Below are 25763 nucleotides of genomic sequence, written 5' to 3'. Positions count from 1 at the left end.
CGCTCCTAGTTCCGGTCCGCGCGCAACAGCGCAACCAACAGATAAATGAACAGCCCCACTGCCAATAGCAGTGACACCCCGTCCAGAACGCTCATGGAAATTCTCCGTGTTACGGCGTATTGCCGCGTGTGGAGTGATTGTCGGGAGGGTGGCTGTAAAGGCGCGAGATCGAGGGGGGTGGCGGGGCATAAATAAAGCGTAAAGAGTGGGGGTATGGTTTTGTTACAGCGGTGTTCCGACGGGCCTCATCGCGGGCAAGCCCGCTCCCACAGGTTTTTGCGATTTCCGGGAAAACGCATTCCATTGTGGGAGCGGGCTTGCCCGCGATGACGGCAGAACAGGCAACAACGCTCCCAACTGGAGCACAAAAAGCGCGCATCCAGCCGCGAACATCCCCGATACGACAGCTTTCAGCGCTTTACGACGCCCACCTGAAAAATGGCACGCCCACTGCACACGCCCTCCCCCGAGCTTTTCCAAACCGTTCAGGGAGCAAGGCATGAACACACAACTCAAACCCACGCTGGGCACGCTGCACCTGTGGGGTATCGCGGTCGGGCTGGTGATTTCCGGTGAGTACTTCGGCTGGAGTTACGGCTGGGGCGTGGCCGGGACACTGGGCTTCCTGGTGACCTCATTCATGGTCGCCACGATGTACACCTGCTTCATCTTCAGTTTCACCGAACTGACCACCGCGATTCCCCATGCCGGCGGTCCTTTTGCCTACAGCCGCCGCGCCTTTGGCGAGAAAGGCGGTTTGATTGCCGGGTTGGCGACCCTGATCGAATTCGTCTTCGCCCCACCGGCGATTGCCCTGGCGATCGGCGCCTACCTGAATGTGCAGTTTCCCGCCCTCGACCCGAAACACGCGGCGGTCGGTGCCTATATTGTGTTCATGGGCTTGAACATTCTCGGCGTGAAACTGGCCGCGACCTTCGAACTGGTGGTCTGCGTATTGGCGGTCGCCGAATTGCTGGTGTTCATGGGCGTGGTCGCCCCGGCGTTCAGCTTCAGCAACTTCGCCCTCAATGGCTGGGCTGGTGCTGACGTGTTCGGTGCGCCAGCGATTGCCGGGATGTTCGCGGCCATTCCGTTTGCCATCTGGTTCTTCCTCGCCATCGAAGGCGCGGCCATGGCTGCCGAAGAAGCCAAAGACCCGAAACGCACGATTCCCAAGGCCTACATCAGCGGCATCCTGACCCTGGTGCTGCTGGCCATGGGCGTGATGTTCTTTGCCGGCGGCGTCGGCGACTGGCGCACCCTGTCGAACATCAACGATCCGCTGCCACAAGCCATGAAAGCCGTGGTCGGCGAAAGCTCCGGCTGGTTGCACATGCTGGTGTGGATCGGCCTGTTCGGCCTGGTGGCGAGTTTCCACGGGATTATTCTCGGCTACTCGCGGCAGTTCTTTGCGCTGGCCCGGGCCGGTTACCTGCCGGCATCCCTGGCCAAACTGTCGCGCTTCCAGACCCCGCACCGGGCGATCATCGCCGGTGGCGTGATTGGCATCGCGGCGATCTACAGCGATGGCTTGATCAACCTCGGCGGCATGACGCTGACGGCGGCGATGATCACCATGGCGGTATTCGGTGCGATCGCGATGTACATCATGAGCATGCTCAGCCTGTTCAAACTGCGTAAAACCGAACCGAACCTGGAACGCACCTTCCGCGCGCCCTGCTACCCCTTGGTGCCGTTCATTGCGTTAATGCTGGCGGTGGTTTGCCTGGTGGCGATGGCCTGGTTCAACACCTTGATCGGGTTGATCTTCCTCGGCTTCATGGCAGTGGGTTTCGTGTACTTCATGCTGACGGCGCAATTGCGGGCCGATGCGCCGGCGGATGCGATGTTGACCGGGCTGTAAACAGTCGCGGTGTTGCTGTCAGTTCAGGCATAGAATGGAATCATAGCGAATGGAACCACTGCGAAATCCCATCGCTCAAAAGTGGTAGGCACGATCGGCTGGCGAAACCATCGCCAAGCGGCCTGCCCTTAAGGAGAAACCCTATGCCTTGGTATGCCTGGTTGATTCTGATCGTTGCCATCGGCTCGATCGTTGGCGGCTTGATGATGCTGCGCGACACCGCCAACAAGGTCGAATTGACTGAAGAGCAACGTAAACGCGTCGCCGAACGCAATGCGGAAGCGGATGCCAAGGATGCGCAGGACCGCTAGCAAACAATTGTGGCGAGGGAGCTTGCTCCCGCTGGGTCGCGTAGCGGCCCTTGAGGTCTCTCGCACATTTTTTGCGCCCGCTGCGCGGTCGAGCGGGAGCAAGCTCCCTCGCCACAAAACCGTTTCTATTTCTCCCAATCGGCCTTGGTAATGTGCAAGCCATGCAGCCCCTTGTAAGCCGCACGCTCCGGCGGGCTCCAGCCTTCAAGCAACGACGCCTCCAACCGATAAATCTCAACGCCTAATGGGCGACACACACTCAATGGATCCTGCGCATCCGGCCCCCACATGGCCAGTGACAAATCCCCACCCGGGCACGTCGACAACGCACACAGCAGATCAATCTCGGCAAAGAACTCCAGGTAATCGCCCTTCTGCGCCGGGCAGGCTTTCATGAAGTACATGTCGTCGTGGTTCAGACCAGTGCACTGGAAAATGTTCAGCACATCATGCACGTCAAACTCGGTCAGGCCATGGGGTAACACGGCGCGCGTCAAATTCGAGTGGCAGTGATGATGGAAGTCCTCGCCGGTGAGCATTTTGTTCACATACGGATCGCAGCGCGTCCCCAGCAAGTCGTGCAAACGCCCGCCATGTTCGTCGATGCCGTACCCGGCCAGGCTATCGTCGGTGATGGTCACCAGCGGCCGCAAAAATGGCAGGTTCGACCAGAGCCGGTCATGAATGCTGACATGCGCCCCCTGTAACTGCCGGGTTCGCGCCGCCCATAAGCGTTCGCGCGGGTCATGGGCATTCCAGACATTGAAGTCCCCGACTTGCGGACCGACCGGGGTCGTGACCCTGAACACATGCCCGGCCGGCACATTCCAGGCGCGGCCAGTGCGGATCGGCACTTCAAACTGTTCGATCAGCGTGCGCCCCTCTTTCCTGTCCCGGACTCTCTCATAGAAAGCCGTGTCCACCTGCAAGGCCGAGCCTTTGCTGACTTGATAGGCTGCCGGATAGTCTTTGTACATGGCACAAATCCTCGATCAGTGATGGGAAGAAGGGGCAAGCATCTGCAACAGGAGGTGTTCGGAGTCGTCGAGATAAAGGCTCATCGCGTCCCCGGCCGCGGGTTTGTCGCCGTCGGCCAGCAAGTCATGTATCTGCCGGTCACGCGCCAGCCAAGGCGCCTGAAAACGTGATTCATCGGGAGCGGTGCAAAACACCAGGCGCAGTTGCGCGACGACATTGGTGAAGAACTCATCGAACAATGGACTGCGCAGCAATCCGACGATGTGTTGATGAAACGCCAGGCTGTGGGTGCCGACGGCACGCCAGTCCTCACGCTCCCGAGCCAGCTCGGTGGCCTCCAGGGCTTCGAGCATCCGGTCGGACTGATATTCGCGTAATGGCTGACTGGCGCTGATGGCTTGCAGCTCCAGGGTGCGACGGACCTTGAACAGATCGCGCACATCCTCGACACCCAACCGGCGCACCATCACACCCTTGTTACGGACATAACGGGTCAGCCCTTCCTGACCCAGACGGTGCAACGCCTCGCGAATCGTGTTTCGCGAGGCGTTGTAAGCCGACACCAGATCGTTCTCCACCAATGCCATGCCCGGCAGCAAACGCCCGCCGATGATGTCAGCGCGTAACTCCAATGTGATGTGGTCGGCCAGGGACAGTCCGCTGCTCATACTCAATGCCTCGTGATTGTTCAACAATCGTCAGCGAATGAGTAATCACTATTCGTGCCATCTGCCTTGAACTACTCATCCCAGTATTTGAACAACACACTGGCGTTCACGCCGCCAAATCCGAAGCCGTTGGATAACGCGTAATCGATGGTCATTGGTCGCGCCTGACCGTGAACGATGTCCACACCTTGCGCCGCCGGATCCGGGTTATCGAAGTTGAGCGTGGCCGGCACCACCTGATCGCGGAGCGCCAACAGCGTAAAGATCGCCTCGATCCCGCCAGCAGCGCCGAGCAAATGCCCGGTGGCCGATTTGGTCGACGTCACCGCTATCTTGTTGTCCGAGCCGAACAACGACTTGATGGCCGCCAGCTCCCCCAAATCCCCAACCGGGGTCGAGGTCGCGTGAGCATTGAGATGCTGCACCTGCGCCGGCGAAATGCCCGCCTGGGCCAACGCCAGCGACATCGCCCGACGCGCACCGCTGCCATCTTCAGGCCCCGCGGTCAGGTGATAGGCATCGGCACTGGTGCCGTAACCGACCAGCTCAGCCAACGGCTGAGCGCCGCGCGCAAGGGCATGCTCCAGGGATTCGATCACCAGCAGGCCCGAGCCCTCACCCATCACAAAACCGTCACGACCACTGTCGAACGGTCGCGAGGCGCGTTCCGGGGTGTCGTTGTAACCGCTGGACAACGCCCGAGCCGCCGCAAACCCGGCAAGGCTGACACGATCGATTGCCGCTTCCGCCCCGCCACACACTGCAATGTCCGCCTCGCCACATCGAATCAGCCGCGCCGCGTCACCAATCGCCTGAACCCCGGCCGCGCACGCCGTTACCGGAGCGCCCAAAGGGCCCTTGAAACCATGCTCGATCGACACATGGCCCGCCGCGAGGTTGACCAGAAACGACGGAATGGTGAACGGCGACAAACGTCGCGGGCCACGGCTGTCGGTGGTGCGCACCGCATCGGCAATCGCGCCGAAACCACCCACACCCGAGCCGATAATCGTGGCAGTGCGCTCCTGGGCGTTGACGTCCTGCGGATGCCAACCGGCCTGCTCCAGTGCCTGACGCGCCGCCTCCATGGCAAACATAATGAAGCGATCCATCTTCTTCTGCTCTTTGGGCGGCGTCGCCCGGTCCGGATCGAAACCCGCCTCGGGATCTTCCGCCAGCGTCTGCACCGCGCCACCGACCTTGGCCGGCAGATCGGCAACCACCTCGTCCGGCAACGCCCGCAACCCGGAACGCCCCGCCAACAAACGCGCCCAAACCTCTTCGACACCACTACCCAACGGCGACACCAGGCCCATGCCCGTAACGACCACTCGACGATTACTCATAACGCAAATTCCTCAAGCCGATTCATGGCGCCTCACTTGTAACGCGTGGCGGCCGTGCTTCTGGACAGATTCGGCGCCATCGCATGACGCGCCGCCATAAAGGCCTCCCACTCGGAGGCATTCGGTAACGAAGGAATGGTGATCAACTCACCCTGGTCCAGACCCGATAACGCCGCGTCGACCATCTCCCCCGCTTCCATGATCATGTCCGCCGGAATCTGGGACGCATCGATACCGGAGCGTTCCAAAATCTCGGTGCGTGTTACCCCCGGCAACACCGCTTGAACCTGAACCCCGGTGCCCTGCAATTCGGCGTTCAACGACTGAGTCAGGCTCAACACATAAGCCTTGCTCGCGCTGTACGTCGCATTGAATCGCTCCGGGAACAACGCCACCACCGAGGCAATATTGATGATCGTGCCACGACCGGCCTTGGAAAAACCGGCCGCCGCTGCCGAGGCCAACCGCGTCACCGTGGTGACGTTCAGCTGAATCAAACGCTCCAGCTCATCCAGATCCGCATTGGCAAGCAAACCATCCGCCGCGACACCGGCGTTATTCAGCAACAGGCTGATACTCGAATCGCTGCGCAGCCGCTGCTCAAGCTTCAACACATCATCCTTTTGCGTCAGATCCGCCTTCAGCACCTCCACCTGAACACCATGCGCCGCGCGCAACTGGCTCGCCGCAGCCTCCAGCCGTTCCTGATCACGAGCCACCAGCAACAAATCAAAACCACGCGCCGCCAACCGCTCCGCGTAAACCGCACCGATGCCGGAAGAAGCACCGGTGACGAGGGCCGTACCTTGGTTCTGGACAGAATTCATGACGGTGCTCCAAAGAGGATTGCGTGAGAGAAAGGCCAGCGCCGGAACGTCAGTGCGCTTCAGCGAATCGAAGATATTATAGGCATAATCAAATCGCCATATGATAGCCGTAATTTTTCCCACCCCGATGAAAGGTGCCAAATCGCCCTCTGCGACACTATGCAAAAAGGCCGGTCAATGACCGGCCTCTTGGTGTGGATTTACAAGCTTAGTTCACTTCCAGCTTCTCGCGATTCTTGTCCAGAATGGCCTTGCCAATCCCCTTCACTTCCAGCAATTCGTCGACCGACGAAAACGGCCCATTACTCTCACGATAAGCAACAATCGCCTTGGCCTTCGCCTCACCAATCCCGGACAACTCGCGCTGCAGGGTCGGCGCATCGGCGCCATTGAGATCGACCTTGGCGGTTTGAGCCTTGGCGGCAGCATCCAGCATCAAGGGTGCCTTGGCAGCCTCTGGCCCAGCCGTAGGTGCAGCGATGGCCGCAATAGAGGCGCTGGTGAGCAGGGCAAAAACCAGAGAGTAGAAATAGCCAGTACGCATAAATGAAGCTCCATGACATCGATTGAGAAAGCAGCTTTTCCGAAGCTGCCTTCCAAACTTAGGCGATGTGGTGGAGCTGTCAAAAATGTGTCCGTTACAGGATGTGAAACAATCAGGGCTCAAGACGGCGTTGCTGATGAATCCAGTCGACAATCTCCCCATCGGGGGTATAGCCGCTGACCGTTTCGCGCAGGAGCTGGCGCACGCGGGAATAATCGTCCTGCTCGACGGCGAGCAACAGTTCAGTCAAACGCCCCTTGAGCACATCCCAGGGCAAATGATCTTCATTGGCCGTCATGATCATCGGATGCGGCGTCGCCGCGACGTTATCCCCGATCAGCAACTCTTCATAGAGCTTCTCGCCCGGACGCAGGCCCGTGAACTCGATCGAAATATCGCCCTGGGGATTTCGCTCGGAACGGATGCTCAAACCAGACAGATGAATCATCTTCTCCGCCAGCTCGACAATCCTCACCGGCTCGCCCATATCCAGCACAAACACATCACCGCCCTGCCCCATGGAACCGGCCTGAATCACCAGTTGCGCGGCTTCGGGGATGGTCATGAAGTAACGGGTAATCTTCGGGTGCGTGACCGTCAATGGACCACCGGACTTGATCTGGCTGTGGAACAACGGAATCACCGAACCGGACGACCCCAACACATTGCCAAAACGCACCATGGTGAAACGGGTTTTGTTGACCCGGGATACATTGGCTTTATCGCCAAACAGCACCGGAGCAATTTCACGACTGAGGGCCTGAAGGGTCAACTCCGCCAGACGCTTGGTGCTACCCATGATGTTGGTCGGACGCACGGCTTTATCGGTGGAGATCAGCACGAAGTTCGCAACACCCGACTGCAAGGCAGCCTGAGCAGTGTTCAACGTGCCGATGACATTATTGAGCACGCCTTCAGCAATGTTGTGCTCGACCATCGGCACATGTTTATAAGCCGCTGCGTGATAAACGGTATCCACGCGCCAGGTCTTCATCACATCAAGCAGTTTGTGCGGATGACGGATGGAGCCGAGAATAGGCAGTAACTGAACCGACACCGACTCACGGCTGGCACGCTGCTCCAATTCCGACAGGATGCTGTAGAGGTTGAACTCACTGTGCTCAAACAGCAAAAGCGTGGTCGGGCCAAGAGAGAAAATCTGCCGGCACAGCTCCGAACCGATCGACCCGCCAGCACCAGTAACCATCACTGTCTTCCCTTTGATACAGCGCTCAAGCAAATCAGCCTGGGCTGGCACGGCATCGCGGCCGAGCAAATCGGCGATATCCACTTCCTGAATGTCTTCAACCTTGACCCGACCGCTGGCCAGATCGGTGAAGTTGGGTACGCTTCGGATGTGAAGAGGGAAACGCTCCAGGATAGTAAGAATTTCCCGACGTCGTGCGCGGGTCGATGACGGGAGGGCCAGAAGGATTTCCTGGGCGCCTGTTTCATCGATCATCTGTTGGATGTGTTTGGGTTTGTAGACTTGCAACCCGGCGATCGAACGATCGGCAATACTTGAATCATCATCGATAAACGCCACAGGACGCATGGCTCGCCCCATGCGAAGTGCTGCGACAAGCTGATTGCCCGCCACGCCTGCGCCATAAATGGCGACTTTGGTGAGGCCATCATCACGGTTGGTGAAGGGTACGTGCTGGACGGCGTTGAACCAGTCGCCCATAAAGTATTGACGCATGCACAGGCGCAGACCGCCGATGATGACGAGGCTAAGCCACCAGTAATTGAAGATGATGGAGCGTGGCACGACGGCTTGGTGATTGCTGTACCAGTAGACGACGAGAGCTAGCATCAATGAGGAAAGACTAACTGCCTTGATGATGGTGACAAGTGCGTCATTACCGAAGTACCGCATCACTGCGCGGTACATCCCGAAGCGAATGAACAGAGGGATTGCAATTACAGGTGCGCAGACGAAAAGCCAGAAGTGGACTCGCAAAGGGTTATACATATCGTCGACACCGAGACGGACGATGAATGCAAGCCACAGCGCGATCCAGACAAGAATACCGTCGGTAACGACCTGAATCAGCCTCTTCTGCCTACGAGGAAGCCCCAGCAAAAAAACTCGAAATTTATCCATAAATGCTCGGTCGCCTCTGACCTATCAGCAAAATCCGTACGCTATTGTACGTAATTGAAACCGTCCCGCTAACCAAAAAATCGACACAAGCAGCAATAACAAAGCACACACTCACTTGTTTGAGATCCATTCTGCTTTGAGGCTCCGCAACCGCCGACTCTTCTATTGACGAAAAAACGCAGTGATTGCCGCTATTCGAGAGATCGCCGACGCGTCACGAATGGCCATTCGCTACCAGAATAAGAAAAAAACACTCACTGCCGACGCGCAACCGGCAAATTTGGACGTTAGCTAGTGAAAAAACATCGCCCAATACGATACCATGTGCGATTGACACGCAACCGTGGGCTGCAGTGACAATTCCCGTTTCCAGTGCGTACCTGCTGCAACCAATCTAGGCGACGAAGGCATGAGCAAGTATAGGCAGGAGGGGGGGCGTGAAATTCTCCCGGGTGAGAAAACATTAACCGTCATCGTTCATGTAGCTTTTCATAATGAGCCACTGGTAAAAGAAGTCGAGTCAGATCACTGATGCAAAATTACTCAGTACATCCTTTTGAAATGGTTAACAGTTTCTGGCGCAACAAACGCCTGATACTGCAACTAAGCAAGCGTGAAGTTTTAGGACGCTATCGTGGTTCGGCCCTAGGCTTATCGTGGTCGTTTTTCAACCCATTACTGATGTTGATAATTTACACCTTCGTTTTTTCCGTGGTCTTCAAAGCTCGCTGGGGTATCGGACCCGGTGAAAGCAAGACAGACTTTGCAATCATCCTCTTCGTCGGTTTGTTCATCCACGGCTTTTTTGCAGAATGCATAAATCGCTCTCCAGGCCTCATCACGTCTAACGTCAGCTACGTCAAAAAAGTGGTATTCCCACTTGAGATTTTGCCTTGGGTCGCATTTACCTCTGCTCTGTTTCACGCCTGCATCAGTTTAGTCGTATTACTGTCTGCGCAGCTGATCTTGAACCACAGCATTCCGCCCACGGCCATCTTGTTACCCATCGTAGTTCTACCACTTTTTTTGGGCATTATGGGCATGAGCTGGCTATTTGCGTCACTCGGCGTCTATTTACGAGATATCGCCCAGATTACCGCGATGCTCTCTACCGTTCTGCTGTTTATGTCTGCCGTATTCTTCCCGATCACCGCGCTCCCCGAAAAATATCAGTTCTGGATCCGGGTCAACCCCTTGGCATCCATTATTGAGCAAAGTCGCAACGTACTTGTTTTTGGTCAAATGCCTGACTTTACAACCCTGGCAATAATGTTTGCCGTGGGTGCTGTCATTGCATGGTGCGGTTTCGTCTGGTTCCAGAAGACTCGTAAGGGATTCGCAGATGTGCTCTGACGCAGTGATCAAAATTGAAAATCTAAGCAAATGCTATGAGGTTTACGACAAGCCGCACAAACGCCTGTTGCAAATGTTGGCAGGCGGGAAACGCAAATATTACAGCGAATTTTGGGCACTCAAAAACGCATCTCTTGAAGTTCAGCCAGGAGAGACTGTCGGAATTATTGGAAGCAATGGATCTGGAAAGTCCACCTTCCTGCAGATGCTTTGCGGCACATTGAACCCCTCATCCGGTAGCATCAGCGTACGCGGGCGAGTTGCCGCACTGCTCGAATTGGGGGCCGGTTTCAATCCGGAATTTACCGGAAAGGAGAACGTTTACCTCAACGCGGCCATCTTAGGTCTCTCGCGCGAAGAAACCGACAATCAGTACTCAGCAATAGAAGAGTTCGCGGAAATTGGTGAGTTTATCAATCAGCCAGTTAAAACATATTCTTCGGGCATGTATGTGCGCTTGGCATTTTCGGTGGCGGTGCATACCAGCCCAAGCATACTGGTTGTCGACGAAGCGTTGTCGGTGGGTGATGCTCGCTTCCAGGCAAAATGCCTGGACCGCATCAAACAGATGAAGGAGTCAGGTGTCAGCATCCTGTTTGTCTCCCATGACATCGCCGCCGTGCGCACTCTGTGTGACCGCGCTCTTTGGCTGGACAAAGGTACCGTACGCGGCTTGGGTGATGTTTTTCCGATCACAGCCCAATACACCGAACACTTGTTCAATGGTGCGCCAAACGCTGGCAATCAGCCTAGCAAAGTGAGTTCGGACGCCGGGCCGCACAAGCTCAGCCAACCAATAAATCATTGGGGCTCTCACGTCGGAATCATCCAGGACGCCGGTCTTTATGATGCCCGCGGTATCAAGAAGAACCTGTTCTGCGATCATGAAAAAATGAATGTGAAAATCCAGTTTCATACTCAGGCGCTAAAAAGCCTGGATGGATTGTCCATTTCGTTCTCCCTGAAGAACCTGTCCGGGAGCGATCTGATTGTCGGCAGTACGTGGAACGAGAAGCTGACCTTTACCCAGACGGAGGGACCGCAGGAAGTCAGCTTCCAACTCGAAAACCCTCTGTGCTCTGGTGATTATCTGCTGGTTGCGGCAATCGAGAACAGATCGTCCGCCGCCATTCACTATTACGAATACCTGGAAGGCGCGCAGTACTTCTCGTCGTCATTCACCAGCAATGCTTCCGGGCAATTCATGCCCAAAATAACTATCAATCTCCAACAAAGCGATCTTGGTCAAGGAGTACCTACACCATGAAGAAACAGTCTGATTCCATAACGACCACTGGTGAAGTGAACTCTAAAGCCTACTGGGATTTTCGCTTTTCGAACGATTGGGAAGAGAATTTCGGCAGAGAACAAAGTGTGTTTTTCAGTGAAGTCGCCGCCGAGCACTTTCCTCAATGGCTCGCTGCGCGCATTGACTCCGAAAAGTTGACCATGTGCGACTGGGGCTGCGCCCAAGGTGACGGCACCGCGAACCTGTCAAAGCGCTTGAATATGCCTGAATTGACAGGCATTGACTTTTCCTCTGAAGCCATTGAAAAAGCAACGCAGGCCTACCCCGAGTGCAAGTTCCTGTGCGACGACTTTCTGGGAGAGAGCGGTCCGCAGCAGTGGGATATACTGTTCTCTTCGAACACGCTGGAGCATTTTGAAAAGCCTTGGGACGTCTTAAACAAGATCTCGGGCAAAGCAAAGAAGTTTATCGTTCTGCTTTTACCTTTTCGCGAAAAGGAATTGATCGAGGAGCACTTCTACTCGTTCCAATTGGAGAATACTCCAGCCATTTTCGGAAACTGGACGCTAACTCACAGCAGTATTTTCGACACGTCTGATCATCAACCAAATTACTGGCCAGGCGAACAGATCCTACTTGTCTACACGAATGTAGCCGAGCATCAAGAGGGTAGCAGCCTTACACTCAGCGAAGTTCATATCGAATCCGACACCTCTATCGCCGACAGCTATAGGGCTCGGCTAATCGAAACTCGCAAGCAGGCACAGGAAGCGAATGCCGCATTGGAGGATTTGACCACTCTCCTGGCAAACGCCGAGCAAATGCTTCACAAATGCCTTGAAGATAACGTCGTGTATTCCGAAAATCTTTTAGCCATCAGAGCTCGTTATGACGAGGTCGTAAACAGCCACTCCTGGAAAATCACTCAGCCCTTGAGGTTCTCCCTTCGAGTGGCCCGACACGGCTTGAAGGCAAGCGATAAACGAGCCTTGAAAAACAAGCTTCGGAGCATGTTTAACCGTCTTCCATTGCCGGATGCCGTCAAGACTGCAATTCGCAAGTCCTATACTCACCTAGTGCGCGCACCGATGTCCGCCATGAGAGGGCAACTGCTGGCAGGCAACCAATTCAAGTGGCCGACAATCGCTCCGGCAGCTCAGGAAAAAAGCCTTCCCGATTACATCTTCTGGGGTGTCATTGACTGGCATTTTAGGCACCAACGCCCTCAGCAACTTGCGCAAGCCCTGGCGGGTGCCGGCCGCCGCGTTTTTTATGTTTCGGTGAACCTTGTAGACGATCCGCGCAGTGGTTTCAGCGTCGAGCAATTGGACAGCGCAGGACGTCTATTTCAGATCAATCTTTATGCCAAAGGCGCACCGGTGATCTACAGCAACCCGCCTGGTGTGGACATTGCCGATCAATTAAAAGCCTCAATTGGCGAGGTCTTGAGCTGGGCCGATTCCAGACAATTGGTATCCATTGTTCAACATCCGTTCTGGTATGAAACAGCTGCGGTATTGCCTGACAGCGAAGTCGTCTACGACTGCATGGATCATCATGAAGGTTTTGGCAATGTTTCGGAGGAAGTGCTGTCCATCGAAAGGGCGCTCATGCGCAACGCGGATATCACGGTAACCACTTCGACCTGGCTTGACGAGATTGTTTCGAAATACACATCGAACCGGGTTCTGATCAGAAACGCCGGCGAATTTTCCCACTTTGCGAACACGCCCTCAGATACCTACGTCGAACCAAGCGGTCGCCAAATCATTGGCTATTACGGTGCCATCGCAGAATGGTTTGATCTGGATTTGCTCGGAGCACTGGCAGAAGCGCTCCCTGAATGTACAGTACTGATGATCGGGGCCGATACTGTTGGGGCAGCTGCAAAACTGAGTGATTACAAAAACGTTATCTTTACCGGGGAAGTCGCTTACGGCGAACTTCCAAAATACCTGCATGCGTTCGACGTATGCTTGTTACCGTTCAAGGTGATCCCTCTGACCCTTGCCACCAACCCGGTGAAGGTTTATGAGTATCTGAGTGCTGGTAAGCCGGTCGTTTCGGTAGACCTGCCGGAAATCAAGCAGTTCGAAAATCTGGTGCAGGCGGCAGCTACTCCAGAGGAGTTTATCCAGGCCGTACGTCGCACTCTTGCAGCTCCCACCACCCCGGTAGAAGTGCAGCAACGCCAGCTGTTCGCCCAGAATCAGACCTGGACGCACCGCGCAGAGCAATTGATTCACAAAATTGAAAACGAGCGCACGCTCCCCCGAGTTAGCGTGATCGTTGTTACCTACAATAATCTTGAGCTCACAAAAGCTTGCCTCGCAAGTCTTGACGAACACACCAATCATGAAAACCTGGAAATCATTGTCGTCGATAACGCTTCGGCGGATGGGTCCCCCGCGTTTCTCAGAGAGTGGGTCGCCAATGGTCCCGACCGCAAGCTCATCCTGAACGACGATAACCGTGGCTTCGCCGCTGGCAACAACCAAGGGCTTGCCATCGCTGACGGTGACTTCCTCGTGCTGCTCAACAACGACACGTATGTTACCCCCGGCTGGGTTCGAACGCTGTATCGCCACATGCAGCGCAATCCGACCATCGGCATACTTGGTCCTGTCACCAATAACATCGGTAATGAGGCCAAGATCCAGATCAGCTACAAGTCCATGGACGAGATGCTCATCGAGTCTCGTAAATACACCAGGAGCCGGATCGGAAAAGTACAAGGCCTGTATACCGCTGCCTTCTTTTGCGTAATGTTCAGCCGCGAAACCTACGAGCGCATTGGTCCTCTCGATGAGGCATTCGGACGCGGTTTCTTCGAAGATGATGATTACTGCCGTCGCGTCGAACAACTTGGCCTGACGATCAACTGTGCCGAGGACGTGTTCATTCACCACCATTTGTCCGCCTCGTTCAAAAAAATGCGCAGTGCCGAAAGGCAAGCCCTTTTTGACCAGAACAAGGCTACGTATGAGGCCAAATGGGGAGAGTGGATGCCGCATTCTTACAAGAATGACAAACGCTAACTAAGGCCTTGAGTCGAATCTGAATTTGTCAGGCCTGCCAAAAGAATAAATGGCAGGCCTTTCCAGTAAATGCGATCGTCAGGGTCGGTGTGCTTGAAAACGCCCGGAGCATTGAAAGCGCCCGATGCTGCACTGCAATTGATTGAATGAGGTAGTTGAGCTATGAAAATCAAAATTATCTGCACAGTAGGTACACGCCCGGAAGCTATTAAAATGGCTCCCGTGATTCTGGCGCTGAAAGAGCAGCCGTGGGCCGACGTGAAAGTGCTGGCAACTGCCCAGCATCGCAACATGCTCGATCAGGTTCTGAACTTCTTCGGCATCAAACCCGATATCGACTTGAACATCATGCGTCCAAATCAGGCGCTTACAACGCTGACCGCCAGGCTGCTGCTGGAGCTTGATGAAGTCTTGCTCGCCGAAAAGCCGGACGTAGTTCTAGCTCAGGGCGACACCACCACGGTGATGACCATGGCGCTGGCATGCTTCTACCATCGCATCCCATTCGGCCACGTCGAAGCTGGCCTGCGGACCTGGGACATTCAGAACCCGTTCCCGGAAGAAGCGAACCGTGTCATTGCGGGACGCTTGACCCGCTGGCATTTTGCACCGACTGAAAGCTCGCGCCAAAACCTTCTAAAAGAAGGCATCCCGGACAGCGACATTACAGTTACCGGCAACACGGTAATCGACGCGCTGTTGATGACCGCATCAAAAGAGCTCGAAATCGGCATCGAACTTCCCGAAGACAAGCGCCTGATTCTGGTCACATCGCACAGACGAGAGAATTTCGGCGAACCATTCCGAAATATCTGCCGCGCACTGAAATCCATTGCTGAACGCAATTCGGATGTTCAGGTTCTGTACCCTGTTCACCCTAACCCGAACGTAAAAGATGTTGCGGTCGAACTGCTGGGTGACTGCAGCAATATAAAACTGTGTGACCCACTGGACTACGCACCATTCATCGCGGCAATGAAACGTTCGTACCTCATCATCAGTGACTCGGGTGGCGTCCAGGAAGAAGCACCAGCTCTTGCCAAACCCGTCCTGGTTCTGCGCGATGAAACCGAGCGACCGGAAGCTGTCGACATGGGCGTCGTAAAACTGGTAGGCCCCAACTACGACCAAATCGTGAACGAAGCACAAACACTCCTGGACAACCCTGAAGCCTATAAAGCCATGGCTCGCGGGGTCTCCCCTTATGGCGATGGCAAAGGCGCTGAGCGCATAGTCGCTGTCCTGAAGGAGCATTTCGCTTAATGCAGTTGATTTATTTGTCGCCAGTCCCGTGGACCAGTTTTGCCCAGCGACCTCAGAAATTCGTACGGTGGTTTCATGAGGTCACTGGCGGTGATGTTTTGTGGGTGGAACCTTATCCGAGTCGGTTCCCCTCTCTATATGATCTGAAGAAACTTCGGGTCAGCGACCTCACGGAAAGAGACACTTCAGAATCTTGGCTGACGGTAGTAAATCCCTCCGCCCTGCCCATCGAGCCGTTGCCCGGATCGGGAATTATCAACGGCTATCTGATGTGGAAAAATTCCCTGAGTGCAATCAAGGCATTTTCTCGAAAACAGGAAACGTTACTAGTCATTGGGAAACCGACGGTACTGGCTCTGAAAGTGCTGTCCTTACTGAAGGACACCAAGTCGATATATGATGCCATGGATGACTTTCCATCATTTTATGAAGGCATTTCGAAGAAAGCGATGTCCAGAAGAGAGATCGCAATTACAAAACAGGTCACAAGGTTAATAGTCTCGTCTACCGACCTGAAAAAAAAGTGGGAAACCTTGCGCCCCGATCTTACCGTCATCCCGAATGCGTTAGATGCGGAAATACTGCCTAAAATCGAGACGCAAAAAACAGCGGTATCAAAGACAGTCATCGGATATGTAGGCACTATCGGAGCCTGGTTCGATTGGACATGGGTAATTGAACTCGCCAAAGCGAGGCATTCGGACCTGATCAGAATAATCGGCCCAGTATACAACCAACCGAAACAACTACTTCCAGACAATATCGAACTTTTACCTGCCTGCAGTCATAACGAAGCAGTTTCTGCGATGTTACATTTCGATGTAGCTATCATCCCATTTCTTCAAAACCGGCTAACTAAATCCGTCGACCCAATCAAGTATTATGAATTCAAAGCTTTGGGACTCCCCATTATTTCAACAGGATTCGGCGAAATGATTTATCGTAAAAATGAATCTGGCGTGTACCTGTGTGACGATCATGAACTTCTATACTCTTCAGTTGAGAGCGCACTGAAATATGAAGCCAATCTCGCCGAACTAGAAGAGTTCAAAATAACAAATAGCTGGAGTTCACGATTCTCGAAGATGGATATCACCTATTAATTGTCTGCAGAGATGCGTAATTATACGCGCATCCTTGCCACCTTAAACAGCAAAACATCATCATTACTACATTCAAAGCTAATATGGGGATAACCAAGTGCCGGCGCCTGCAAGAAGAATCAACACTGCCTTGCGACTATTAACCTGCTTTTTAACATTATGGACAGGTATATGGTGGATGGATCGAACCTCACTAGGACTTGAACTGAACACCTACATGTTCACCCTTGGATCGCTCGGAAATCTCCTGCCATTCGGCTTAATATTTTTAACCTCCCTAATACTACTCAATAGGCTATTCACATCGCTTTTGTTGACGCTTAGTGTCGCAGCAATTATCTACTTTATTAGCTTCACGAAAAACAACACTCTAGGCAAACCACTGTCTGGAGACGACTTTATATTTCTGAGCTATATCGACAAAAGCACGATAAGTCTATTTTCCACTTATATAGATCCTCTGATTGGAGCACTTGCAGTAACCGCTGCTGTTATTGCATTCTTGCTGGTCGGTTATTTTGATAAACGTTTTTTCCATAAATCAAAAACCAGAGTGTTTTTACTGCTAGCTCTAGCATTAGTACTTTCGTCTACATCATTGTGGATCGGAAAAGTATATAACTTTAACACCATGCGGTTTTCATGGTCGGAACAACTAAGCACTCTGCACGCCGGACTAATAAGTAAAATAATCTTTACTGAAATAAAAGCTCAGGAAGCAATGAAAGAGCCGACAAACGATAATGACATTAATCATATCCTATCACAGTTCAACTCCACCACAACCCCGAACATTCAAAGTGAGGGCGTTAAACCCGACATCATCATCATTCAAAGTGAGTCTTTCTTTGACCCTGCGATAATAGCAAACGCTCCGGAAACCAAAGGCCTGCTGCCAAATTATTATGCAGCCCTGGACGAAGGTAGAGCCAGCTCCATGTCAGTACCAACCTTTGGCGGGGGCACCATTAGAACAGAGTACGAACTACTTACCGGCATACCGATGGCCGCGTTCCCGCAGATACAATTCCCCTATTTACAGATACGTAAAGATCACTTTAATAGCTTAGCGACCGCTGCCAAATCGAACGGCTATACTACGACCGCTATCCATGGAAACTCCGGAAGCTTTTGGAATCGAAAATCTTTTTTCAAAAAAGCAGACTTTGACAAGTTTTTAACATCTGACGACTTCCCGATCACTGCAAAAAAAGATGGCTACTTCTTATCAGATTCCAGCATGACCGACGTAATAATCGATCAGTTAAACAACCAGAATGACAAGTATAAATTTATCTTTGCGATCAGCATCGAAGGTCATGGGCCATATGATACGAGCCCGGTTTTCGACCCGAAACTTAGGGACTCTATACCCTCCCCCATGGGCTTAAGCAAAAACGCAGAGCTTGAATACAAGAACTATCTATACCACATGCATAATGCTGACAAAGAGCTTGGGCGCTTAACGTCTTTTTTAAACGAGCGCGGAAAACCTTTTATTCTGGTATTTTATGGGGATCATCTCCCGGGCTTTACAACAGTTTACAACGAGGTCACATTTAAAAATCAACTTACAGCAAAAGACCAAAGAGTTCCAGTGGTCATTTACAGCCAGGGAGTGCGAATTACAACCAAACCGGAAAACTCTTGGTCGCTGGGACCAAGCATCCTTAAAGATGCTGGATTGAAGGTACCTCGCTACTTTGATGTCATTGCCAATATGGGAGATCAAAGCGCATCAAAGGAGGACCAGTCGGCGTTTCTGTCGGTTGCCAGACTTCAATTTTCCAAAGGAATAGAAAAATATGAATATGGAGTGCAAAGTAAAAAATGAAGATAAAAACCAAGATAATAACGGCACTTCTAATCACAATGCCTTGCATTTTTTATTATAAAAAAAATGAAATAATCTTCAGCATTACACCAAGTGTTTTCTCTAATTGCGAACAGTCCGGAAGCAAATTAACAGCCAGCTGGAATGTTACAAAAAAAGATGTCACTAACGTCAGTGTTTTTGTAAACAGCATAGGCGAGCGTGAAAGCCTATGGACCTCAGGAGGTCCTGCTGGGGCTGCAGAAACCGGAAACTGGGTAGGCGACGGTCTCACCTTTACTCTTAAAGATCAGAACAACAAGACTTTAGCCAAACGCACCGTAGAAACTACCCGCTGCCTGACAAACGCGTTCGGTCAGTAGTAGCTATTCACCGAGGTGGACATTCCGCCTCGGTATTCTCAGCCTCCTTGACCCCCTCTTCTTCTGACTATCTGTTTAATAGCGCCCCTCTCCAGCATTCTTACACTTTATTTTGACACTATGAATTTTGTCGAAGACCGTTTCGACCGCACTACATGCAAGGTAATTCAAAAAACGGATGACCAAGACCGATTAAAAGTTTATTATGGCCACACTCACGCCAAGTTTCGAGGGATAGCTTGACGGCACGAGATTAGGAGAGAATGGAACCGTGATCGACAACCAAAAAATTGCAGTAGTGATACCTTGTTTTAAGGTCATAGAGCATATATTAGATGTAATAGCTAATATCGGTGTGGACATCGATAAAATCTATGTGGTCGACGACTGCTGCCCCGTCGGCAGCGGAAAGTTCGTAAGCGACAACTGCGCTGACCCTCGCGTAACCGTCCTATACAATCCCGAAAACCTTGGGGTTGGAGGTGCCGTGATGACAGGGTACAAGGCCGCTATAGCCGACGGAATGTGCGTCATGGTCAAAGTGGACGGCGATGGCCAAATGGACCCTCGGCTTATAAGAAATTTTGTCGAGCCCATTCTTAACGGTGAAGCCGACTATACAAAGGGTAATCGCTTCTTCGACCTTGAAGAAATTCACTCAATGCCAAAGATGCGTCTTTTCGGTAACGCCGCCTTGTCATTCATGACCAAACTTTCTTCAGGCTACTGGGATCTGTTCGACCCTACAAACGGATTCACCGCAATCCATCGCGACGTTGCAAAGCACCTACCCTTCAACAAAATCAGCAATCGCTATTTCTTCGAGACAGATATTCTCTTCCGACTCAATACATTACGCGCCGTGGTTATCGATGTCCCTATGGATGCAAAATACGGAGATGAGGAAAGCAATCTGAAAATATCCAAGATTGTTGGAGAGTTCCTTTTTAAACATATGCGCAATTTCTCCAAGAGAATTTTTTACAACTACTATCTGCGAAACATGTCTTTGGCGTCACTTGAACTACCTCTTGGTTTGATCATGCTCTTGACGGGGACTTTTTTTGGCTTGAGTCATTGGTTTACGGCTGTAGGCTCAGGCATACCGACTCCTGCTGGGACTGTCATGTTATCTGCACTGCCGATCATTTTGGGAACACAGTTCCTGCTGGCCTTTGTGGGATATGATATTTCATCTGTGCCGACGCGGCCCTTCCATCTGAAAAAACAATTTAAACGCTAGGTTCGCTGCAAGAGGCAACGATGGCAAATACAACTACTCATATTGCATGGCTGAAAATTCCAACCTCCTGGACTTTCTGCAGGCAAAAAAAGAACCGTTAGTTGTTACCTATTGCAGTTTCTTTTTATCTGAGTTTCTTGAGTTGTGCTTTACTGTCGCCATTGTAATAGTGATTAAATTACAATCGGGATTATTTTTAACGAGTATCTAGCAGAGCCTGGTACATTTACATGCCCAACATTAGAAATCGATCCGCCGAGCTAATAGCTATTATAGCGCTACTGTCCGCTATCAGCATTCCAATAATGGTCAGTCAATACACACTGACGCTCCCCCTTTACTGGAACAAGCCACTGCTTATTGATGCCGTCCGTTGGGCTACTGGAGTTTTAGCTTTATCCATCCCTCTTCAATTGCTGAAATTTAAAATAAGATACACGCACCAAATACTTATCGCGACACTACTTGGGTATCTGACCATCGGTGTGGGTACACTCAATAGCCTCGCCACAGTCTATTTCCTGGCATCCAGTTACTTACTCGGCAGAATCGCACTGCGACAAATAATCAATGAAGATGTAGCCAGTACCTTATTTGACCGCGCCTTACTGATTGGCCTTGCGCTTAATACATGTATTTTTACAATCCTCACGCATTACCCAGTGAATAACCAATTCACTTATATATCAATTCTCGGCCTACCGTTCATTGCCCTTCTGCACAGAAACTTCCGCATAAATGTTTTGACATCGTTTACTGCCGAATCCAAATTCTGCCTGTCCCGCCTTCAGCAAATACCTTTCTGGCTACTGACCTTTATGGTAATGGTTGCTGGTTACGTTTTCAGATTCGCTTTTTTTCCAACGATAGGATTTGATGACAACGTTCTTCACTTACGTCTCTGGGCTGAACTGAGCAATACCCAACAATACAGTTTCAACATCGAGAATCAGATTTGGTCCCTAGCACCCTTCGCAGTTGATTTATTACATTCGATCATCTCGATTGTTTCAAACAGCGACGCCCGTGGAGCCATGAACCTCGCTATAGCAGGATTAATTTTACGTGCCGTGTGGGCCCTCTCCTCGCACTTACTGAGCCAACATATCGATAAGGCTTTGTTACTGCTGCTTTTCTGCAGTACGCCTATCCTCGCCACACTCCTCACGTCACTGCAAACAGAGTTAGTTCTCGCATTCCTCATCACCAGCGGCATAAAAATCCTCTTGGAGGATGGGACTGTCGATCCAAATTCCAAATCGCTGGCCTTGCTCGCGGTTGCTGCGCTATGCGCAGCGGTAAAGTTACCTGGAATGGTTCTAGGGGTAATGTTATTGGTGGCGTACATACCTACACTGCTTTCCGAGCGACCGAACTTCAGAACACAACAAAGAAAAAGCTCCCTTGCCACATATATATTGCTGATTATTGTCCTTACCTTTACGGCTTTACAGCCCTATATTTACTCATGGTACGTTTCGGGCAACCCCCTGTTCCCTCTTTACAATGAAATATTCAAGTCACCTTTCTACGCCATCCGGAATTTCGCGGACCCGCTGTATCAAAAAGGATTCACCCTTCACAGTTACTGGTCGACCTTTTATCAAACTGGTTCCTATTATGAATCCGAAAACTTTGTTGCCGGTTTTCAGTACCTTTATTTTTTACCCATCGCACTCATCGCCCTGTTAGTAGGCGCGACAACAAAAAAAATAAAGATTGCTATTATCGTACCTACACTGGGGTTTGGCGTAATTATGTTTTACGCCTCGCAGTACTGGCGGTATTTATTTCCTGTCGTTCCACTTGCCAGTGTCGTCATTGGCTACCTACTATCAAAATCGTCTGACCTACTGACCAACAACAAGATCGCAACTTGGACCACGCGAGCGATGTTTTTAGTATTCATCGGCATAAACGGCTACTTTCTACCGGGAGTCACCTGGTACCTAACAACACCTACTCAGGTTTCCTTTACCGAAAAGGGCAAAAGCAAAGTCACTGAACTCGTCGCCCCATCGAAGTCGGTAAGCAACTATCTGAATACGCACAGCGAGAATCCAACTGTATTGTTCGATCCAAGCGCAACTTATGGCGCAACTCTATTCGGCAATCCGTTCTACGTTACATGGTACGCCCCTAAGCAAGTCAGGGCGTTTGGAAATATAACATCGAAGGATGATGTAGCAGCGCTGATTGATAATGGCAAAATCGACTACGTCGTATGGAACTCTTCCATATCGGCCGAAAAACGTAATCGGATTGCCATGCAGGAATTCCTGACAGCCTACGGCCAACCAGTATATCAAGCGGGCTTGATCATTCTTTACAAGCTGTCCAAGCAAGAACTAAGCTACAAGCCATTATTCAAGCTTCATTCAGAGAGCGCGAGCGATCAGCCTGAAGAGCAGGCAGTAAGCGCAACTACAACGCCAACCGTAATTTCCACAATTAAAGTCACTGATTCAAAATCGGTGAAGTATGACGTAACGTTTGAATGCTCGAATGAAGTTGGTTCGTTCATCGCTCAAATTAATTGGAATATTTCGCCCCCTTACTACAAGTTAGTTCCTTGCTCCCGAAACCGAACTAATTTCACTGAGACACTCCCCATTCCGGAGGGCGCGACTAGCGGCGATATATACATCACTGCCAGAGATCGCGAGAGAGTTGAAATAATTGACTTAAACATCGGCGTTAACTAATAAAAAAACCGCCGCACTCAGTAAGTACGGCGGTTTTTTTCTGCTACAACAAGGGAATTCAGCGTTTATCAATGGTCTCTAACGTACCCGCCTCAAATATATAACACAGCCCACCTAACGGCAGGTAAGCCAACAACAGACCTATCGGTCCAGACACCCCCCCCGTCGCGACAATAATTGCCAATGGCGTCAACCACAGCAAGTTAATGGCTATGACGCCCAGAGTAACAACTTTATGGCTGGCAAAACGACGCGAAGCATATTGATACGCATGGCTTCGGTGGGCCTGGGATACTTTATCCCCACGTGCAAATCGCCTGATCAGCGTCCAAGTGGCGTCGACAATAAAAACCCCAAGCGCAATCATCCAACTCCAGAATAACTCCGGGGCCGTCCAGGCCGCCTGTATCGCCAACGCGGCTAAAAGAAAACCGAGAAATCCACTTCCCGCATCGCCCATGAAGATACGAGCAGGAGGGAAGTTCCAACAGAGAAAACCCGCCACAGCAGTCGCCAGGATCACCGGCACCCAGATCAGTTCAGTATGTGCACTGAACCAGTACGCTCCACACATCCCGAGGCAAGCACAAATAGCTTCCGCGCTCGCCAAGCCGTCAATGCCGTCCATGAAGTTGTACAGGTTAAGCATCCAGACCAGATAAACCAACGCCAGTCCATTTCCGATCCATCCCATATCAACAGCGGCGCCAAAAAAAGAAATCGGTGGTAAGCCGTTCAACCAGAAAAGAGCCCAGATAGCGGCGATGAAATGCCCCAATAAACGCCATCGCGCTGCAATGTGCCCGTGGTCATCGGCAAACCCGATCGTGGCGACCAGAAGGCCCGCCCCCAACACGCCATACAGCATGGCTGAGCCGAGCAATCCAAGACTTGCAAGGACGGGGGATACCAAGGCGAGAGACACGACAATAGCTACCCCTCCCCCACGCGGTGTCGGGACACTGTGTGAGCTGCGCTCATTAGGAATGTCCATCAAACTTCGGGCCAATGCATATCGGCGCAAGATGAGCGTCACCCCCCAAGCCACCGCAAATACCGCGAGTAACAGCCACCAAAAAGTCATTTCGTTTGTTTATCCAGAAAATGGGCAGCGGTCTGCCGCATGGCCTCATCCAAGTTAATCGGTGGAGTCCACCCCAGCAGTGCTCGATTTTTACTGATATCGACTTGAAGTGATCCGCAGATACGCTCGGCAATGGACTGTTTGTTCAGTATCGAGGCAGCGAACTTCAACAATTGCGTCGGCAATGGCAACAGCCAAGGCTTTTTACCCAGCGCACTCGCCAGTCGTCGTAGCAATTGGGTTGTGGATAAATCCTCACCATCGCTCACCAGAAATGTCTGGTTGGCGGCTTGTGGATGATCGATACACGTCACAATCAGGTCCACGAGGTTCCCTATCGCCACCAGACTTCGCTGGTTACCAATAGCCCCCAACGGCAAGGGGATGCCTTTATTGAGCCACCTCAGCATACTCAGGAAATTGGCTTTCACTCCAGGCCCATACACGAGTGGCGGGCGAATGATAACGACGTCCATCCCGGTTTCCTGACTCAGATGCTTCAGTGCTTCTTCCGCTTCATATTTCGACACGCTATAGGGGTCGATCGGATGCACCGGATCGTCAGCTCTAAAAGGTTTGCCCGCGACAGTGCTTTCGCCGTTGACCTTTATCGAACTGATGAAAATGAAACGCTTGACGCCTGAATCGGCGGCACAGCGGGCAAGCCTGAGCGTGCCTTCAACGTTGACCTTACGGTACTCGGCCAACGCATCTACAGCCGTTTCATTCATCACGTGCACTCGAGCAGCTGCATGAACGACGACATTAACGCTCGTCATAGATGGTAGTGCCCTGGCGTCGGCAAGATTGAAAGACTCGATCGGACATAGACCATGAAACCGAGTGGGACCACGAACTGCGGCTATCGGGCTGAACTTCTTATCAACCAGCAACCGGAAGACAAGCGCCTCACCTACAAAACCACTTGCCCCGGTTATCAATACACTTGGGGCATTCATTTGGCTTTGTTTCCTATTAATGCGGTCGTCCAGCAGATACAAAAGAAAAAGACTTTATCGCGCATCCGACGTCGGCACCTCCAAGCATTCAAAGACAGTTTTATGAGTTGCCGACGCCCCAATTGCAACCAGCCCCTCACGAAAGGCTCGCTCTGTTGCCCCACCAACCGGGTAATTATCCGCACCTGATTAAACCACCAACCATCGTGAATCGTTTTGTAACGGGCAATCAATGGACTCAATCCCTTGTTGGCACCCACCTGGTTTCGCTCGTGTTGGCGATAGTCCATGGATGGCAAGGGGTCGATATACCAGCGATAGCCATGACTGCGGGCAAAAGCGTAGCAATACCAGTCATGCAAAGTGACTTTCTGCAGAGGCTGCCAATTTTCAACCATTGCCGCTTTCAAGGACTCTGCCATCTTTTTGCTCAACACATAGGTACAGCCCGGGCCTGCCGCTTCAAACAGGTAGTCCCATTCAACCTGGGGCTGGGCCTTGTCCAGCAAGTGGGTTCTGCCGTCTGGCCAGAAGGCCGTTACGTTGCTGGAATAGGCATCGACCTGGCGAGCTCGAATGGCGTCGACTGCACGCTGCAGTTTGTCCTTGTGCCAAATATCATCTTGATCGGCAAAAGAAATGAAATCGAAAGAGCCGAAGTCGACATCACGAATCAAACGAAAGAAGTTACGCGAGGCGCCCCCAAAGCTACCGGCATCCGGCAGAACGATCACTTGGTGATGCTCAGCCGCATAAGCCGCACACCAGGCTTCGGTACCGTCAGTGGAAGGATCGATACTGATATAAACGGTTAAGTCGACCGCTGACTGGTCGAGGATCGAGGCCAACTGCTCCTCGATCCACTGCATGCCATTGTAGGCAGCCAGCAAAACCGCAACCTTGGGATGTTTTACTGGCATGCCAT

At 52.0% G+C, this 25763-nt stretch carries 21 protein-coding genes; 11 read left to right on the top strand and 10 right to left on the bottom strand.

The genetic code is table 11. The annotated features are described in order from the left end of the window. Positions 1 to 5: 5 nt before the first annotated feature. On the bottom strand, positions 6 to 95 hold the full coding sequence (gene kdpF, locus AB7M26_RS13480; protein WP_007899818.1) for a K(+)-transporting ATPase subunit F: 90 nt from the start codon (positions 93 to 95) through the stop codon (positions 6 to 8). A 404-nt stretch (positions 96 to 499) separates the two neighbouring features. On the opposite strand from kdpF, the gene eat reads away from it, so the two are divergent. Together eat and AB7M26_RS13470 are read left to right on the top strand one after the other, a co-directional pair. After that, on the top strand, positions 500 to 1864 hold the full coding sequence (gene eat / locus AB7M26_RS13475; RefSeq protein WP_429384725.1) for an ethanolamine permease: 1365 nt from the start codon (positions 500 to 502) through the stop codon (positions 1862 to 1864). Between the two features lie 143 nt (positions 1865 to 2007). Beyond that, the gene (locus AB7M26_RS13470; RefSeq protein ID WP_008006000.1) at positions 2008 to 2175 is read left to right on the top strand and encodes a DUF2897 family protein; all 168 of its coding nucleotides are present in this window, start codon (positions 2008 to 2010) and stop codon (positions 2173 to 2175) included. A 125-nt stretch (positions 2176 to 2300) separates the two neighbouring features. Here the strand turns inward: AB7M26_RS13470 and AB7M26_RS13465 are convergent, their stop codons facing one another. The 6 genes from AB7M26_RS13465 to AB7M26_RS13440 form a co-directional block, all read right to left on the bottom strand. Then, positions 2301 to 3152, bottom strand: coding sequence for an urea carboxylase-associated family protein (locus AB7M26_RS13465; RefSeq protein ID WP_429384722.1), 852 nt, complete (start codon positions 3150 to 3152; stop codon positions 2301 to 2303). Between the two features lie 15 nt (positions 3153 to 3167). Further along, positions 3168 to 3821 carry a GntR family transcriptional regulator gene (locus tag AB7M26_RS13460; protein ID WP_008071669.1) on the bottom strand — a complete coding sequence of 218 codons (654 nt, stop codon included), beginning with the start codon at positions 3819 to 3821 and terminating at the stop codon, positions 3168 to 3170. A gap of 71 nt (positions 3822 to 3892) precedes the next feature. Next, the gene (gene fabF / locus AB7M26_RS13455) at positions 3893 to 5167 is read right to left on the bottom strand and encodes a beta-ketoacyl-ACP synthase II (protein WP_429378592.1); all 1275 of its coding nucleotides are present in this window, start codon (positions 5165 to 5167) and stop codon (positions 3893 to 3895) included. Between the two features lie 32 nt (positions 5168 to 5199). Next, positions 5200 to 5994 (bottom strand): SDR family NAD(P)-dependent oxidoreductase, encoded by a 795-nt coding sequence (locus AB7M26_RS13450; protein WP_429384717.1) that lies wholly within the window; start codon positions 5992 to 5994, stop codon positions 5200 to 5202. A 208-nt stretch (positions 5995 to 6202) separates the two neighbouring features. After that, the gene (locus tag AB7M26_RS13445; protein ID WP_429384714.1) at positions 6203 to 6538 is read right to left on the bottom strand and encodes a ComEA family DNA-binding protein; all 336 of its coding nucleotides are present in this window, start codon (positions 6536 to 6538) and stop codon (positions 6203 to 6205) included. A gap of 112 nt (positions 6539 to 6650) precedes the next feature. After that, the gene (locus AB7M26_RS13440) at positions 6651 to 8645 is read right to left on the bottom strand and encodes a polysaccharide biosynthesis protein (protein WP_429384711.1); all 1995 of its coding nucleotides are present in this window, start codon (positions 8643 to 8645) and stop codon (positions 6651 to 6653) included. Positions 8646 to 9176: 531 nt separating this feature from the next. On the opposite strand from AB7M26_RS13440, the gene AB7M26_RS13435 reads away from it, so the two are divergent. The 9 genes from AB7M26_RS13435 to AB7M26_RS13395 all read left to right on the top strand — a co-directional run bounded on the left by AB7M26_RS13435 (position 9177) and on the right by AB7M26_RS13395 (position 22795). Then, positions 9177 to 9998 carry an ABC transporter permease gene (locus tag AB7M26_RS13435; RefSeq protein WP_429384708.1) on the top strand — a complete coding sequence of 274 codons (822 nt, stop codon included), beginning with the start codon at positions 9177 to 9179 and terminating at the stop codon, positions 9996 to 9998. Then, complete coding sequence (locus tag AB7M26_RS13430; protein WP_429384705.1) at positions 9988 to 11265, top strand: ABC transporter ATP-binding protein; 1278 nt, start codon at positions 9988 to 9990, stop codon at positions 11263 to 11265. The genes AB7M26_RS13435 and AB7M26_RS13430 overlap by 11 nt, the downstream gene beginning before the upstream one ends. Next, positions 11262 to 14285, top strand: coding sequence for a glycosyltransferase (locus AB7M26_RS13425; RefSeq protein WP_429384702.1), 3024 nt, complete (start codon positions 11262 to 11264; stop codon positions 14283 to 14285). The genes AB7M26_RS13430 and AB7M26_RS13425 overlap by 4 nt, the downstream gene beginning before the upstream one ends. Positions 14286 to 14447: 162 nt before the next feature. Beyond that, positions 14448 to 15548: a non-hydrolyzing UDP-N-acetylglucosamine 2-epimerase gene (gene wecB / locus AB7M26_RS13420; RefSeq protein WP_429384699.1), complete on the top strand. Its 1101-nt coding sequence runs from the start codon at positions 14448 to 14450 to the stop codon at positions 15546 to 15548. Then, positions 15548 to 16651: a glycosyltransferase family protein gene (locus tag AB7M26_RS13415; protein WP_429384696.1), complete on the top strand. Its 1104-nt coding sequence runs from the start codon at positions 15548 to 15550 to the stop codon at positions 16649 to 16651. The genes wecB and AB7M26_RS13415 overlap by 1 nt, the downstream gene beginning before the upstream one ends. A gap of 178 nt (positions 16652 to 16829) precedes the next feature. Continuing rightward, positions 16830 to 18485 (top strand): LTA synthase family protein, encoded by a 1656-nt coding sequence (locus AB7M26_RS13410; protein ID WP_429384693.1) that lies wholly within the window; start codon positions 16830 to 16832, stop codon positions 18483 to 18485. After that, positions 18482 to 18847 carry a hypothetical protein gene (locus tag AB7M26_RS13405; RefSeq protein WP_429384690.1) on the top strand — a complete coding sequence of 122 codons (366 nt, stop codon included), beginning with the start codon at positions 18482 to 18484 and terminating at the stop codon, positions 18845 to 18847. The genes AB7M26_RS13410 and AB7M26_RS13405 overlap by 4 nt, the downstream gene beginning before the upstream one ends. Positions 18848 to 19118: 271 nt before the next feature. Beyond that, complete coding sequence (locus AB7M26_RS13400) at positions 19119 to 20090, top strand: glycosyltransferase family 2 protein (protein ID WP_429384687.1); 972 nt, start codon at positions 19119 to 19121, stop codon at positions 20088 to 20090. A 305-nt stretch (positions 20091 to 20395) separates the two neighbouring features. Then, on the top strand, positions 20396 to 22795 hold the full coding sequence (locus tag AB7M26_RS13395; protein ID WP_429384684.1) for a hypothetical protein: 2400 nt from the start codon (positions 20396 to 20398) through the stop codon (positions 22793 to 22795). Between the two features lie 58 nt (positions 22796 to 22853). On the opposite strand, the gene AB7M26_RS13390 is transcribed toward AB7M26_RS13395, so the two are convergent. From AB7M26_RS13390 to AB7M26_RS13380, 3 genes are read right to left on the bottom strand one after another with little or no spacing between them, the layout of a single operon-like run. Then, positions 22854 to 23879 (bottom strand): MraY family glycosyltransferase, encoded by a 1026-nt coding sequence (locus AB7M26_RS13390; protein ID WP_429384681.1) that lies wholly within the window; start codon positions 23877 to 23879, stop codon positions 22854 to 22856. Continuing rightward, positions 23876 to 24838 carry a UDP-glucose 4-epimerase family protein gene (locus AB7M26_RS13385; protein ID WP_429384678.1) on the bottom strand — a complete coding sequence of 321 codons (963 nt, stop codon included), beginning with the start codon at positions 24836 to 24838 and terminating at the stop codon, positions 23876 to 23878. The genes AB7M26_RS13390 and AB7M26_RS13385 overlap by 4 nt, the downstream gene beginning before the upstream one ends. Continuing rightward, positions 24835 to 25758: a glycosyltransferase gene (locus AB7M26_RS13380; RefSeq protein ID WP_429384675.1), complete on the bottom strand. Its 924-nt coding sequence runs from the start codon at positions 25756 to 25758 to the stop codon at positions 24835 to 24837. Before AB7M26_RS13380 ends, AB7M26_RS13385 begins: the two co-directional genes overlap by 4 nt. Positions 25759 to 25763: the final 5 nt, after the last annotated feature.

This window comes from Pseudomonas sp. F-14 TE3482, from assembly GCF_053629455.1.
Note: the sequence above shows the minus strand (reverse complement) of the source record. Positions and strands in the feature narration are given on the sequence as shown.